Origin of the sequence: Marinobacter pelagius (assembly GCF_003315345.1) — a bacterium.
In the GTDB taxonomy this organism is placed as follows: domain Bacteria; phylum Pseudomonadota; class Gammaproteobacteria; order Pseudomonadales; family Oleiphilaceae; genus Marinobacter; species Marinobacter pelagius_A.
On sequence record NZ_QNRO01000004.1, the window covers coordinates 208369 to 221541 of the forward strand.

General features: G+C 58.8%; 14 protein-coding genes. 5 read left to right on the top strand and 9 right to left on the bottom strand.

Features of this window, described 5'->3' with window-relative positions; all coding sequences use genetic code 11:
* From DET50_RS05975 to DET50_RS05990, 3 genes are all read right to left on the bottom strand, one after another.
* Entirely contained in the window at window positions 1-1404 is a 1404-nt protein-coding gene (locus DET50_RS05975; RefSeq protein WP_113861961.1) for a sodium:solute symporter family transporter, read from the bottom strand.
* Between the two features lie 430 nt (window positions 1405-1834).
* Window positions 1835-2806 carry a radical SAM protein gene (locus DET50_RS05985; protein ID WP_113861963.1) on the bottom strand — a complete coding sequence of 324 codons (972 nt, stop codon included), beginning with the start codon at window positions 2804-2806 and terminating at the stop codon, window positions 1835-1837.
* A gap of 78 nt (window positions 2807-2884) precedes the next feature.
* Window positions 2885-5083: an FAD-dependent oxidoreductase gene (locus tag DET50_RS05990; protein ID WP_113861964.1), complete on the bottom strand. Its 2199-nt coding sequence runs from the start codon at window positions 5081-5083 to the stop codon at window positions 2885-2887.
* Between the two features lie 188 nt (window positions 5084-5271).
* Here DET50_RS05990 and DET50_RS05995 point away from each other — a divergent pair, with 188 nt between their 5' ends.
* The gene (locus DET50_RS05995) at window positions 5272-5892 is read left to right on the top strand and encodes an RNA polymerase sigma factor (protein WP_113861965.1); all 621 of its coding nucleotides are present in this window, start codon (window positions 5272-5274) and stop codon (window positions 5890-5892) included.
* Window positions 5886-6146, top strand: a complete 261-nt coding sequence (locus tag DET50_RS06000; protein ID WP_113861966.1) for an anti-sigma factor family protein — start codon at window positions 5886-5888, stop codon at window positions 6144-6146. The genes DET50_RS05995 and DET50_RS06000 overlap by 7 nt, the downstream gene beginning before the upstream one ends.
* 19 nt (window positions 6147-6165) lie before the next feature.
* On the opposite strand, the gene DET50_RS06005 is transcribed toward DET50_RS06000, so the two are convergent.
* Together DET50_RS06005 and DET50_RS06010 are read right to left on the bottom strand one after the other, a co-directional pair.
* The gene (locus DET50_RS06005; RefSeq protein WP_181799936.1) at window positions 6166-6918 is read right to left on the bottom strand and encodes a DUF6969 family protein; all 753 of its coding nucleotides are present in this window, start codon (window positions 6916-6918) and stop codon (window positions 6166-6168) included.
* 73 nt (window positions 6919-6991) lie between these two features.
* A complete protein-coding gene (locus DET50_RS06010) occupies window positions 6992-7840 on the bottom strand; it encodes a cytochrome c peroxidase (RefSeq protein WP_113861967.1) in 849 nt (282 codons plus the stop codon).
* 176 nt (window positions 7841-8016) lie between these two features.
* Between DET50_RS06010 and DET50_RS06015 the strand changes: the two genes are divergently transcribed.
* Both DET50_RS06015 and DET50_RS06025 read left to right on the top strand, forming a co-directional pair.
* Window positions 8017-8346: a C40 family peptidase gene (locus tag DET50_RS06015; protein ID WP_258546060.1), complete on the top strand. Its 330-nt coding sequence runs from the start codon at window positions 8017-8019 to the stop codon at window positions 8344-8346.
* Window positions 8347-8747: 401 nt separating this feature from the next.
* Window positions 8748-9938 (top strand): ADP-ribosylglycohydrolase family protein, encoded by a 1191-nt coding sequence (locus DET50_RS06025; protein WP_113861969.1) that lies wholly within the window; start codon window positions 8748-8750, stop codon window positions 9936-9938.
* Here the strand turns inward: DET50_RS06025 and DET50_RS06030 are convergent.
* Genes DET50_RS06030 through DET50_RS06040 form a run of 3 tightly spaced genes read right to left on the bottom strand, consistent with a single transcriptional unit; the run spans window position 9924 to window position 12330 of the window.
* Entirely contained in the window at window positions 9924-10118 is a 195-nt protein-coding gene (locus DET50_RS06030; protein ID WP_113861970.1) for a hypothetical protein, read from the bottom strand. The two genes, DET50_RS06025 and DET50_RS06030, sit on opposite strands and share 15 nt — an antisense overlap.
* 14 nt (window positions 10119-10132) lie before the next feature.
* Window positions 10133-11347, bottom strand: a complete 1215-nt coding sequence (locus tag DET50_RS06035) for a YeeE/YedE family protein (protein ID WP_113861971.1) — start codon at window positions 11345-11347, stop codon at window positions 10133-10135.
* 23 nt (window positions 11348-11370) lie between these two features.
* The gene (locus DET50_RS06040; protein WP_113861972.1) at window positions 11371-12330 is read right to left on the bottom strand and encodes a sulfurtransferase; all 960 of its coding nucleotides are present in this window, start codon (window positions 12328-12330) and stop codon (window positions 11371-11373) included.
* A gap of 225 nt (window positions 12331-12555) precedes the next feature.
* Here DET50_RS06040 and DET50_RS19400 point away from each other — a divergent pair, with 225 nt between their 5' ends.
* On the top strand, window positions 12556-12714 hold the full coding sequence (locus DET50_RS19400) for a hypothetical protein (protein WP_181799937.1): 159 nt from the start codon (window positions 12556-12558) through the stop codon (window positions 12712-12714).
* A gap of 67 nt (window positions 12715-12781) precedes the next feature.
* Here DET50_RS19400 and DET50_RS06045 read toward each other — a convergent pair whose 3' ends face one another.
* Window positions 12782-13048, bottom strand: a complete 267-nt coding sequence (locus DET50_RS06045) for a hypothetical protein (protein WP_181799938.1) — start codon at window positions 13046-13048, stop codon at window positions 12782-12784.
* Window positions 13049-13173 lie beyond the last annotated feature (125 nt).

Genomic DNA, 13173 nt, shown 5'->3' on the forward strand with positions numbered 1-13173 from the left:
TCAGGCCTCCCCGGCAGCCAGCGAGCGTCCCGCCAGGCGCCGCAACACCAACGGGACAAAGAACCCGGCGGAACAGATCAGGAAGCCCCAGGCGTTGACGCCCAGCAGCATGGCGTACTTGCCATCACCGATGGCCCAGCTCGCCGGAATCAGGCCCATGGCCAGCAAGACACCCAGGCCCAGGCCGGTCCAGAAACTCAGGTGGAAACTCCAGGGCGACCACCGGGTGAAGCCGTAAAACAGGAACACCGGCGCCAGCCCCATCACCATGGTGCCGGAGATGGTCGTGGCCTTGAGAATATCGGTGCCGGCAAACATCGGCAGGTTACCAAGGAACGCAAACACCACCATCACCACCGCACCAACCCGTATGCTGGGCAAGCGCTCTTTTGCCCGCCTGGCAAGTCGTGGCAGGTCCACCGCCAGGGATTTCGCCAGCGACGTAAAGGTGGAATCCAGAGTGGAACCGGCCGAGGTCATCATCACCACACTCATGAAGAACAGCGCCGCCAGCCCGAGCGACTGACCCACCGCCGCAGGCGCATTGCCCATGGCCTCGATACCGTTAAGCCGCGCATGAACCCCGACCAGGCTGAAAATGAACACCGCAACAAAGCCCAGCAGACCGGCGACCACAAAACTCCTGAGCATGGTCTTTTCCTTGTTCACAAAGCCCCGGTCGGTCAGTACCGGGTCGTGGAACGGGTAACTGAACAACTGAAGCAGAGCCACGAGCAACAGGTCAAAGCCGGCATCCAGCCGGAACTCGCCATTGGAAAGCAGGGCACTGGTGTCGTTGGCAGGAACGATGAAGAACAGCACTGCCCCGACAAAGAACACGAACACGAAAGCCTGGATCACATCAGTAAAGATCGACGAACGCAGCCCGCCTTTCAGGCTGTAGGCCAGGGTAAACACGGTGAACAGCATCGCCGCTGCGTAATACTCCCACTCCCCGGGCAGACCGAAGTAACCGCCCACGACCGCGGTGTTACTCCACACCTCGTTATACAGCCGGATCAGAATCGCCGCCGCAAAGGCCAGACCGGCCAGCCGGCCAAACCGGGAGGTCAGAAAGTCCTGCAGACTCCGGGCCCCGGTCTGGGTCCGAATCAGGTAGATGACATAACCGGCCACCGGAATCGACAGCCAGTAACTGGCGTACGCCAGACCACCGACCACGCCGTAAGCCGCCCCCAAATTCGCCGCATTGGTCACCGACTTGGCGAAGATCCAGCTGATAAAAATACTGGCCGTCAGTGACCACTGACCTACCGGGTTCCCCTGATCATCGGCGCCTTTATAGAACGAGTTCGCGTTCTTGCTCTTCGGCGACAGCACATACATCACCACGCCGTATACCAGCAGAAATCCCCAGAACAGGGAGGCTTCAGTAAAGTTCATTGCTTCAATCCGGTTTGTTGTTTGGTCCGGGGCTCTTCCCGGGGTTTCAACTATGGGTGGTATCGGGGATGGCAGGCAAAGGATCAAAAAAACGCCCGTAAACCCGTCCATGGGGGGCTTGGTCGCGCCGTCCATGGCGCTCCACATTTTTTGATCCTCTGCCTGCCATCCCCTCGTTCAACTTCAGTTCTGGTTTCCCCGACCAAGGCGCAAGCTGACAGAAAAATCACACCTTTGAGTCTTTTCCTTGCTTTCCTTTTCGCCTGTCAGCGAATGGCAAAGCCATATCTGCGGTCTGGGTGGTGGGGGTAATTTATCCGCCGGAAAAAGATGTCTGAGCGAAGCGAGTTGTTTTTCCAAGGAGAAATTACCCCCACCTCCCAGGCCGCCAATGACCAGCCATCAGTCCTGAAAGGCCCCAAACCAAAACTCAGGCAGGCGCCGAACAACTAGCCCCAAAGCGGTAACAGGAAAAACACCGGTGATGCCGCAACATGATCCGTTCGTCCATGCTCTCGGCCAACGACCCGCCAAGATCATACTGCGGATCATCATCCACCAGCGTGCAGGCATACACCCGCACCGAATCGCCCTTCTTCACCAGCATCCGCGTATACGTACACATAAAGTGGGAGCGAGCCTCCTTGGTCGGATACTTTTCCATGCAGGTCTCAGTGATTTCCGGACTGCCGTCCTCGGAACCCGGTGTGCCCAGGTCGGGGAATGCAGTAAAGGCCAGGTTCTCCGGGATATTCCACTCACGGAAAATTTCACGGAACGCCGCCTCGACGTCCGAGGGAACCTCCTCCGGGTCGGTCTGGCGGGCAATGGACACCTTGAAGCCCTGTTCGATCAGCCAGCGAATGCCTTCCAGCGCCTGGTCGAAGCTGCCATCGCCGCGGTCCTTGTCGTGCCGGGCACGGTCCGGGAAATCGAGGCTGACCCGGAAGTGAATCGGGTGGGGATTGTCCAGCAGTGGCAGCACCTGATGCCGACGCTTCAGCAAGGGCTCGGTGGCGTTGGTGAGCACGAAACAGGGCCGGTGCTGGCTGGCGTAATCGAGGATGTTGACGAAATCCCGGATGACAAAAGGTTCGCCGCCGGTGAACGAAAACTGCTCCACGCCCATGTCGATGGCCTCGTGGATAAACGGCTTCACATCACTCAGTTTCATGCCGGGGATTCGACCGTCGCCGGGGTGGGAGCCCTCCAGACAGAACGGACAGGCCAGGTTGCAGGCGGTGCCGGTGTGAATCCACAGCTCCTTGAGCTTGTCCGCATCGATGTAACCCCGGGGATCACCGTTGCGGGTGTGGGTCCAGCTGTCGAACGCCCGGGGTTCGAGGACTTCCACGGCCGGAATACGTTTACTGCGGGCCGGTCGGGTTTCGGTCAGGGGCATAGATGCTCCTCGATGATTCAATGTTATTGGGCACAGACACGGGCAGGACGGTTTTATTACAGCGACCGCCTGATTTTTTTAGCCCGTGGTCACTTCTTTACGCTTTTCCTGTCGGCTCTGGCCTTTTTTCCCGCGGCGCCATCCGTGAAGTTTCTCGAGAAGCCTGAGGATGCCTGCCGGCGCGTGGGCGCGTTTCCATTCGCCGGCCGCGTACTTGGCGGACTCGTTCCAGGTCGGGTAGGGGTGGATGGTACCCAGGATCTTGTTCAGGCCGAGGCCATGTTTCATCGCCAGGGTGAATTCCGCCAGGATTTCACCGGCGTGGGTGCCCACTACAACCGCGCCCAGAATCTTGTCCTTGCCCGGCGGTGTCAGCACCTTGATGAAGCCATAGTCCTCGCTCTCGGCTATCGCCCGGTCCAGATCATCCAGGCCATAGCGGGTGACCTCGTAGGCAATTCCCTTTTCTTTCGCTTCAGCTTCGCTCAGGCCGACCCGCGCCACTTCCGGCGAGGTGAAGGTGACCCAGGGCATGACCCGGTAGTCCACCCGGAAGCGCTTGAACTGGCCAAACAAACCATTCACCGCGGCATACCAGGCCTGGTGGGCGGCGGCGTGGGTGAACTGGTACGGGCCGGCGACATCGCCACAGGCAAACACGTTGGGGTAACGCAGGCTCATATCCTCTTCCACCGGCACGGTACCGTTGGGCAAGGTGTCCACGCCAATCCGTTCCAGGTTCAGGCCGGAGGTGTTCGCGGCACGGCCTACCGCTACCAGTACCTGATCGAAGGGAATTCTCACGCGTTCACCCTCATGATCGCAGTAGGCGACCTTCTCGCCGTTTTCTGTACGGAACTCGGCCGCAGAATGTTTGAGCCGGACATCGATGCCGTCAGCCTCGAACTGTTTCAAAACCACCGCGGCAACATCGGGATCTTCCTTCGACAGCAGACGTTCGCCGCGCTCCACCTGCGTCACCTTGCTGCCCAGGCGAGCAAAAACGTGGGCCAGTTCGGAACCGATCGGACCACCGCCCAGCACCAACAAACGCTCAGGTTGTTCCTGCAGGTCCCAGAGGTTATCGGAAGTCAGCGGCTGCATGTCTTCAAGTCCCGGGATCGGCGGCATGGCTGGCTTGCCTCCAGTGGCGACAATGATACTGCGCGCAGTCAGTCGTTCGGTACGGCCATCGTTGTGCCGAACCTCCAGTTCCCAGGGAGATACGAAGCTCGCCTCGCCGGAGATGCAGTCGACACCCAGCTTGCGGTAGCGCTCGGGGGAATCGTGGGGCTCCACTTTGGCAATCACGTCCTTGACCCGATTCATGATGGTTTTGAACGAGCCCTTCACCGGCACCGATTCCAGGCCGTAGCGATTGGCGTGGCGCAAGGTGTCTGCGGCCTTGGCACTGCGAATCAGGGCCTTGGAGGGTACACAGCCGGTGTTGAGACAGTCACCGCCCATTTTGTGCTTTTCGATCAGGGCCACCTTTGCCTTGACGGCCGCGGCGATATAGGCCGAGACCAGGCCTGCAGAACCACCGCCGATGACCAGCAGGTTGTAGTCAAAATGCTCCGGTTTCTGCCAGCCGGCATACACCCGGCGCCGACGGATAAAGCCCACCACGAACTTGGCAATCAGGGGGAACAGTCCGAGCAGGGCAAAAGACAGAAGCAGATCGGCGGACACGATGTCGCCAGTGGACTGGATCTGGCCGAGCTGGGTGCCGGCATTCACGTAGACAAAGGTCCCCGGCAGCATGGCAATCCAGCTGACCAGGGCATAGGTGCGCAGCTTCATGCCGGTCAGGCCCATTGCCAGGTTGATCAGGAAGAACGGAAACACCGGCACCAGGCGCAGGGTTGCCAGGTAGAAGGCACCGTCTTTTTCGATACCCCTGTCGATCCTGGCAATGGTTTCCTTGTAGCGCTCCCGCAGGGTATCCCTTAAAAGAAAGCGTGCCACAAGAAAGGCCAGGGAAGCGCCCACGGTCGAAGCAATGGACACCGCAGCCAGGCCATAAAGATTTCCGAAGAAGGCACCGCCGGCCAGGGTCATGATGGTTGCGCCAGGCAGGGACAGGGCGGTCACGACGACGTAGATCAGCCCATAACCGAGAACCGCCACCAGCAGATGTTGATCAATCCATTGGGTCAACGCAGCCTGATTCGACTGCAGGTTTTCCAGGGTCAGCAGCTTGTGGCCGTCCAGACCAATAAACACAGCCACGATCGCGGAGATAACGAGAATGAGTAAAAGCTTGCTTCGATTCATGTCCATACCTGCAAAAAATGTATAAACCAGTACGTTGTTATTGCTGAGACACGATCACCGGCTGGATGTTACATCGTCCTTGATTTAAGATTTTTGAGCAATCGCTACAGAATGCCGGAACTTTTCCGGAATCCGAACCACTATAAAGACACAGCGATCGAAGCCAGACTGACAAGGGACGGAAACCCATGGACACAGCAGTGCATCCGGACATCGAAGGTTCACTGATAGAAGCACTCAAACAGGGCGACTCGACGGCCTACAAGCAAGCCGTGCGCGACTATTCACCGGGTATGCTGGCCGTCGCCCGGTTCTACCTGGACCACTCGAGCGCAGAGGAGATTGTCCAGGACTGCTGGGTTACGGTGATTGACGCCATCCACAAGTTTGAAGGCCGCTCCGGCCTGAAAACCTGGCTGCACCGGATCGTCGCCAACCGGTGCAAGAACAAGCTACGTTCCAGCAAGCGCGAAGTAGCGACCGATTTTTCCGAAGGCCTCGAGCCGGAGCTGGCCGAACGCTTCAACGCCACCGGCCGATGGGAGGTGCCGCCCAAGCTACAATTCCACGAATCCGCCGATAGCCTGATGGAAAACGGAGCACTCAGCGATTGTCTCGATAAACACCTCTCCGCTCTGCCGGAAACCCAACGCTCCGCCCTGATGCTCTACGAAGCCCACCAGCACAAATCCGAAGATGTCTGTAACATTCTGGATGTCAGCGCCTCTAACCTTCGTGTACTTTTACACCGTGCGAGACAGAAGATCTTTCTCATGGTGGAGACCTTCCAGGAGACGGGCGAATGTTAATGTGCAGGGACCTGGCCGAAATAGCCAGTGACTACATCGATGGCGAACTCAGCGGCCGACAGAATCTGTCCGTGAAAATGCACCTGATGATGTGCAAGGACTGCCGAACCTTTATCGGCAACCTGCGCGCAAGTACCGAGCTTTTGCAGGCGCACTCCGCCGGCCACCCGGACGAAGAACTCCTGCGTCGGATCGATGAGCGGGTCTCCGAAGCCCTCAAGACACGAAGACCCCGAGATAAGGACGACGAATAAATGTTCCCGGCGGGGGTGGTCACACCCCCGGGATTTGTTGCATGCGCCTGTTCTGTCCCGCACCAGCCGCCCGGGTTCGTCTTTTCCGTTCAGCTTCGAGTCTGTCCGCCCAACTCTCGACGTCGATCGGAATGGTCCCGGTAATCTCCAGGGATCGATCCTCCAGTACCTGTTCCAGGCTTTGCTCTCGCCGTTGTTCTATCAACTCGTCCCGGTGGTGCAATAAGGCTTCGATCTGGGGCCGGAAACCACGCACCATGGCCGTCAGCCAGCGGTTCACCGGCCAGCTGGGATAAGCGTGGTCAATGGCGAACCGATCCAGCACGGTCGTGATTGTTGTCGCCGTCAGCCAGCTCTCGTCCGTCACCCAGCGATTTACCGCAAACAGGTCGGTGGGGTAGCCCCAGGCATCCATGGAGATGGCAACCAGGTGCGCCACCCGCTCCTCGCCGGTGGGCCCCATCGCTGGCTCTACCCCCTCTGGTAAAGAGGCGTCACGAAGGAACAGATGGAAATGGCCATGTTCGGCGTGGTCCTCCCGGTGGGCGTGATAGTAATACTGGGACGCTGTATCCCGGTCATAAACGTCCTCTTTCGGGTAATGATCCATTTCATAGAAAGGGCCCTGATCCTTGAGCACTTCCCCAACCACATTCAACCCGCCTTTCTCCAACACCCGGTAGCACTCCCGGATATCGTCAATGGCCGCCAGACTGATTTCCAGCTGCGCGTCCGTCAGGGTCGCCAGCCTGGGAATACGAAGTTCAGTCATAGCCTTTCACCTCCTTGCCGGGGCGACTTCCGAAAATTCCCGGAAGTCGCGCCCATGAACATTTTCAGCAACCTCAGGCAGTGGCATCTGCCAGCCGTTTCCCGGCACTGGCGGAACAGGGGTTCTTCGCCGCACAGGGATTTTTGGTTGCACACGGATTTTTCGTGGCGCAGGGGTTTTTACCGGCGCACGGGTTGCAGGCACCGCATTTACCACCCTTCAGGGCACAGGGATTAGCAGCCAGCTGCTCCTGGACCTTACCCATATAGGTGGTGAGTGCCGCCAGCTGCTCGCCACTCCAGTCCAGGGGCTCGGCTGCCATGGGCTGGACCATGCAGATCTGGACCATCTCATCCAGATGCACCGAATCCATGCCGAAGATGTCCCGGGCCATGGCCACGGAGTGCGGATAGGCCTTGGCAAAGGTGGCGTTGTAACCGGCGCCATCGTTATGGCAGGTCGCACAGGACAGGCCGTTGCCGCTCAGGGAGGTGTCGTTGAACAGCTTTTCCCCCAGCGTCATCAGCTTACAGGGATTCCCCTCATAGGGCTGATAGTTGGCGGGCCTGGAGACCTTTTTGGCGGCACAGGGATTGGGTTTGGCGCCACACTTCCCCGAAGCCGCACAGGGGTTACAGGTCTTTGTGGCACAGGGATTACAGCCGTTGCTGGCACAGGGGTTCTTTGCGGCGCAAGGATTTTTGGAAGCACAGGGGTTTTTGGCGGCGCAGGGATTGCCTCCGGCCTGGCAGTACTGCTCTGCCTTGCACTTGTTCTTGCACGGAGAGCAGGCGCTGCAGGCTGCAGCCGCGAGCCCGCCGGTCCCCAGCATGGCCGTCACCAGGGCTGCAGACCACCAGGTGGCGCGGCGATGTTCGAACGAAGTACGAATCGCGTTTCTCAGAGGATGTATTGTGGACATTGTCTCTCTCCCTGATCATGGAGTTATGGTTTGGGGCCGTCGGAGCCCGCCACCGCCCGAAGGGGCGGTCAGGTAGGAGACACATGAGTTCCGGAACTATTACACAGGTCTGTAACAATTTTGTTCGCGGTTTGTCAGCACTATAAATAACGGCAGACACACAACCGGGTTACCATATGCTGCTTGACTGGCTGTCGCGGCGCCTGGCCGCCTATCTTTCCAAACAGATCAAATGCCACTCCGTTCGAACCTCCAGCTGGGAGGCCATGCAGTGCTCTGTCAGACCCGGCGATGTGCTTCTGGTCGAAGGTAAGTCGAGAATCAGTAAGGCCATCAAATATCTGACCCAGTCCACCTGGTCCCATGCGGCCCTCTACCTGGGTCCGAACGCAGCCCTTGGAATGACGGAAGACGGCGAGCCTCACGTATTGGTCGAAGCGGATCTTGAGGAAGGTATCCGCTCACTTCCGCTGTCCTTTTACCGGCACTTCCACACCCGTATATGACGACCCCGATTCGGACGCCCAGTCACGCGAATACTTCCGCATTCGCCATCACTCCCTGTTCGCCCCCCGGGATTTCGACGTCTCTCCCTACTTTGACGTCATCAAACCCACTGTCGAGCAGGGGTTTGATTACCGGCAATTTCAATGGGCGGATTGAGCAATCACCTTCGTGCGGCAATCAAAAAAAGGGTGGAGACCAGCTCCACCCAAGGGGTTTACCACCCGACCAACGATGCAAAAGTCACACAGAGTCAACGCAGCAATTACGCCAAGTCGGCTCAACGGTACTTGCCGTTCTGTGTTTTACTCCGTACTGACTCGCCAGCCAGCGGAATGTTACAAGGCCAGGTGATGTTTTCCTGAATGCGCCAGACACTGAATCCGACCAACGGGGATTTCCGATGACCAACAACCTGCCAAGCGACAGAAAACCCGCCATAATCGCCGCCCTGGCCGGAGGCTGGGTCGGGGATTCAGCCAGCCTTGGTCTGCACTGGTTGTATGACAGCGCGCGCATTCTTGAAGTAGGCGGTGAATCACCGGAATTCCTGCCACCGGATGCGGACTATTTCACCGTCGGATTCGGTTACTTTGCGCACGAGGGAAAACGCTCCGGTGACATAAGCCATTATGGAGCGGCCACCGGCGTACTGACCGGCAGCCTCTTGGCCAGCAAAGGCATACTTGATGTTCGCGATTACCAGCGACGCTTCCGGGCGTACTTTGGCCCCGGCGGTCAGTGGCGGGGCTTTATCGACAACCCGACACGAGTCACCCTGAACAACCTGAACAGCATCGAACAGGAAGCGATTGAGCGGGCCCAATCAACCATCACAACCGAACTGACCGACAAGCAGAAGCGGATACTGGTGCAGAAGGTGCTGCCTTACACCCGACGCCTGAGTGGCAATGAACTGGCGGAACCGGTTCGCAGGGCCATCGACCTGACCTACCATGAGACGGAGATTCAGGAAGCGGGCGTCTACCTCGCCGAAACCATCGACCAGCACCTGTTGCCGGAAAGCGGCGCCAACGACATGCAGCTACCCGCGGTATCCAAACTGCCGCCCCTGGTGGCCAGTTATTGCGGCAGTGATCGATTAATGGAGCTTAGCGAAGCCGCTGTCCGGGTCACCAATCACAATGACGAAGCGGTGGCCTGGGCCAAGTGCGCGGCGCGACTTCTGGACCATCTTTTCCGGGGCGAGTCGATGCCGGCGGCCCTGGAAACGGCCAAAGCCTACGCTCCGGACCAGGCAAGCCTGGCCAGGGCCCAGTCCGGTTCATCTCTGGATGCGATACAAGCCGGCGACACTTTCGGCCGCACCTGCTACCTGCACGAAGCCATGCCGGTGATCTTCCATATCCTGACCCACGCCAGAAGTTATACCGAGGCGATTCGCGCGAATATTCACTGCGGGGGCGATTCCTGTGGCCGGGCCTGGATTATCGGCCCGGCAATGGCCGCCGTACACGGAGTCGGTGGTGAGCGCGGAATCCCTCTCGGCTGGCTGACGCGGGTCACCGATGCGCCTGCGATCCTCCGGGACATTGAAACGCTGGTAAACCGTCCCTGGTCAGTCTCGCGTTGAGGGGCAAGGCGCCCCGCAGGGCGCACAGGCGGTTTCATCCCGCTGCATCAACGCCGTTTCCACGTTGCCCTGACCGGAATTGAACGCAAAGGTCGGGCTGCCGAGATGATCCGCCATGATCAATGCCAGAATCACCCCGAGCATGACCACGATGCGGGCACGACTGTAGGCTTTGTTCATCCTATCCTCCCGCATCAGTTGGGCAGCCGGAACCACGGCCGGAGCCGGATTCCGATCAATGAGCCGGCAAAGGCGCAGGCAAACCAGATCCAGGCATGCAGGCTGGCTGAGGCAATGCCTGAGAACAGCGCGCCGATATTGCAGCCGAAGCCCAGCCGGGCGCCATAACCCAGCAGCAACCCACCCACCACGGCAGCCAGGAACTGGCGACCTTCCGGCCGGTTACGGCTGGCCTCGTTGAAACGGTTAGCCAGGCCCGCCGCCAGCATGGCGCCAAGCAGCAGACCAAAGTTCATCACTGAAGGTATGTTAGTCAGCACCGAATCCTTCAGGGCCATGGCGGGGTAATCCCAAGTCCAGAACTCGAACTGGGCCATGTTTACACCGACCACTTCCAGGGCCTTGGCGCCCCAGACGTTAAAGGCAAAGGTAATGCTCCAGGGCGCACCACCGATGGCCAGGGTCAGGGCATTGCCGGCCGCGAGAATCAGGATGGCCCAAGTGAAGGGCCAGCGACCGCTCAGCAAAGTTCTGAGCACACCGTGGCTCTGGCCTTTCCATAGCAACTCATCCCGCTCGATCGAACCATGAGCCTTGCGCTCGATGCGGTTGACCCACCAGGCGATCGATCCCAGACCGACAAACTGCACCAGAATGGCACCGCTGACGCCAAAACTATTGACCAGCGGTACCGGATCGAACCCGGGCTGATCCAGCCACCAGGGCAGGTGGATGGAACCGAGCACGGCGCCGGCAATAAAGAACACCAACGTGACTACCATGCGGATGTTGCCGGCGCCCACAGTAAACAGGGTACCCGAGCCGCAGCCGCCACCCAGCTGCATGCCGATACCGAACAGGAACGAGCCCACCACCAGGGAAGTGCCCACCGGCGCCACTGCACCCACCAGGCCCTCCTGGCCACTATGGAGCATGGGCACCATGACCAGGGAGCTCACCGCGAACAACAGCAACTGGGCGCGCATGCCTGCGCCACGTTTTTTCACCACCAGATTGCGCCAGCCGGCGGTGAAGCCGAAGGCTCCGTGGTAAAGCGCCATGCCCAGCACGGTGCCCACCACAAACAGCACTACCATAAAGGGGGCCGTTTCCAGCCAGATCAGTCCACCCAATAGAGCGAAGCCCGCCAGTGCGGTCGAGACAATAAACCGGTCTACCTGCCAGGGTGGTTGTTGGAGATCCGGCTGAAGAACTGCGGAGTCAGTCATCACGTTTCCATCTAATCAGGCATTCAGTTAAACAGGTCCAGCAGTTTGCTGAGGCCTTTTTTCGCCACCTGCATCGGGCGGTCACTGTCCTGGGACCACTGCGCCATGGAGCCGTCGTACAGAGCCACTTCCTCGAAACCCGCCAGCTCGCTCAGCACGAACCAGTCGGTGGCAGCCCAGTGTCCGGTGTTGCAGAAGGCAATGGTGCGGGCACCGGGGTCCAACTCGGCCGTGTTTACCTTTTCGGTGATTGCATCCCGGTTCAGATAGAACACCTCGTCCTGCTGGTTGATGAACGAGTCATGGGGCAGGTTCCGGGAGCCGGGAATGGTTCCGGGTGCTTTGGCCGCCGGCGATTTGGTCTCGCCCCGGAAATAATCCGCCGGGCGGGCGTCTACCAGCTGCGCCTGGGTATCACGGGCCTGCTGGACCTCCTCGAGGCTGGCCAGGAGAGGTTCCTGAAGCTCGCCCTTGAACTGTGCCACCGGCAAGCGTGCGCCATCGCCCGTGGCAACGTCATAGTCCGCCGCCTTCCAGCCGGCAAAGCCTCCGTTGAGAATCGTTACCGCGTCATGGCCTAAAACCCGGAAGGTCCAGTAGACCCGGGCCGCACTACCGAAATCGGTTACCCCGGTTCCAGCGGGCACAACAACTACCGTCGTGTCATTGGTAATGCCCAGGCTGCCAATCAGGCGTTCCAGGGAACGGACCGGCGGCATGAGGCCGGTCACGCCGTCCCGGGTTTCCCGCCAGCCATCATTGGTGTAGCTGCTATAGACGGAGCCGGGGATGTGCCCTTGCTGGAAGCTGCTCCGATCGCCGCCGTTATCAATGCCGGAGCGAACATCCAGAACCACCAGCTGGTCATCGCCCAGACGGTCATTCAACCAGGCAGCGTCCACCAGGGCCGGCACTTGGGCCTTTGCCGCGTAGCAGAAGGCGCTGAACAGAAACAGAACTGATAATGTCGCCAAACGAATCATGGGCGCACCTCCAATGGGAGCTTTATTTTGAATGATCATTATGAATCAGGATTGTTGTTATTAAAATATTAAAATATATATCTTTTTGATCTATTCAAATGAGAAAAATTTCCACTCAAAAGCTCCCTCAGCTGTAACGCCCCCATGACGCCAGTGTCTATGAGGTAACGGCAGCGACTTCGCGGAAGACGCTGCCATTGCTGAAACGACAATGGAGTATGGATCATGAAAAAGATCACCCTGATTCTGGCTTCTTTTGTTCTGGCCTTGTCTGCCACCACCACTCTGGCGATGGACGGACAAGCGGATGACATCAACGAAGCCCGTAGCTATCCGAACAAAACCGCTGACACAGTGGCGGATGTGCGGGTATCCGCGAAATAACCACCATCATCTTGGCACGGCGAGGCATCACTGCCTCGCCGTGCATTGCCATTCCAGCCGATCCGATTTATTCCTGGCCAAAATTACCGGTAGAGAAATTGGACGGACGGTTCAGCGACCAGTCGTAATCGATGTACTCCAGGGTAGAAGTGCGGCTTACCTCCACGGCGACTTCGTCATTCGCCCACTGGTCAATGAAGTCCCGGACAGAACCCGCCGCCTCAACGAAGTCCTGTTCGTACCACTTGAACAGTTCCGTGCCATACAGGGTGTCGCCGCTTATCCTCAGATGATATGGAGTGTTGAAGGCGCGCCGGGTGTTCTCTTCGAGCATGGCCTCAAGATTGTCGGCCGTGTAAATCTGGGGTATACGGATTTAATGGTTGATGGGGCACCTTCACCCCATCAATCTGATACCACCCTCAGATGGTTGATAGATCGACTCCGTAGTTGAGTTCC

What these genes read in the sequence shown, in the direction of transcription:
- DET50_RS05975 (WP_113861961.1), bottom strand. Translation starts at nt 1,404, where the DNA reads ATGAACTTTACTGAAGCCTCCCTGTTCTGGGGATTTCTGCTGGTATAC.
- DET50_RS05985 (WP_113861963.1), bottom strand. Translation starts at nt 2,806, where the DNA reads ATGCCCCTGACCGAAACCCGACCGGCCCGCAGTAAACGTATTCCGGCC.
- DET50_RS05990 (WP_113861964.1), bottom strand. Translation starts at nt 5,083, where the DNA reads ATGAATCGAAGCAAGCTTTTACTCATTCTCGTTATCTCCGCGATCGTG.
- DET50_RS05995 (WP_113861965.1), top strand. Translation starts at nt 5,272, where the DNA reads ATGGACACAGCAGTGCATCCGGACATCGAAGGTTCACTGATAGAAGCA.
- DET50_RS06000 (WP_113861966.1), top strand. Translation starts at nt 5,886, where the DNA reads ATGTTAATGTGCAGGGACCTGGCCGAAATAGCCAGTGACTACATCGAT.
- DET50_RS06005 (WP_181799936.1), bottom strand. Translation starts at nt 6,918, where the DNA reads ATGACTGAACTTCGTATTCCCAGGCTGGCGACCCTGACGGACGCGCAG.
- DET50_RS06010 (WP_113861967.1), bottom strand. Translation starts at nt 7,840, where the DNA reads ATGTCCACAATACATCCTCTGAGAAACGCGATTCGTACTTCGTTCGAA.
- DET50_RS06015 (WP_258546060.1), top strand. Translation starts at nt 8,017, where the DNA reads ATGCTGCTTGACTGGCTGTCGCGGCGCCTGGCCGCCTATCTTTCCAAA.
- DET50_RS06025 (WP_113861969.1), top strand. Translation starts at nt 8,748, where the DNA reads ATGACCAACAACCTGCCAAGCGACAGAAAACCCGCCATAATCGCCGCC.
- DET50_RS06030 (WP_113861970.1), bottom strand. Translation starts at nt 10,118, where the DNA reads ATGAACAAAGCCTACAGTCGTGCCCGCATCGTGGTCATGCTCGGGGTG.
- DET50_RS06035 (WP_113861971.1), bottom strand. Translation starts at nt 11,347, where the DNA reads ATGACTGACTCCGCAGTTCTTCAGCCGGATCTCCAACAACCACCCTGG.
- DET50_RS06040 (WP_113861972.1), bottom strand. Translation starts at nt 12,330, where the DNA reads ATGATTCGTTTGGCGACATTATCAGTTCTGTTTCTGTTCAGCGCCTTC.
- DET50_RS19400 (WP_181799937.1), top strand. Translation starts at nt 12,556, where the DNA reads ATGAAAAAGATCACCCTGATTCTGGCTTCTTTTGTTCTGGCCTTGTCT.
- DET50_RS06045 (WP_181799938.1), bottom strand. Translation starts at nt 13,048, where the DNA reads ATGCTCGAAGAGAACACCCGGCGCGCCTTCAACACTCCATATCATCTG.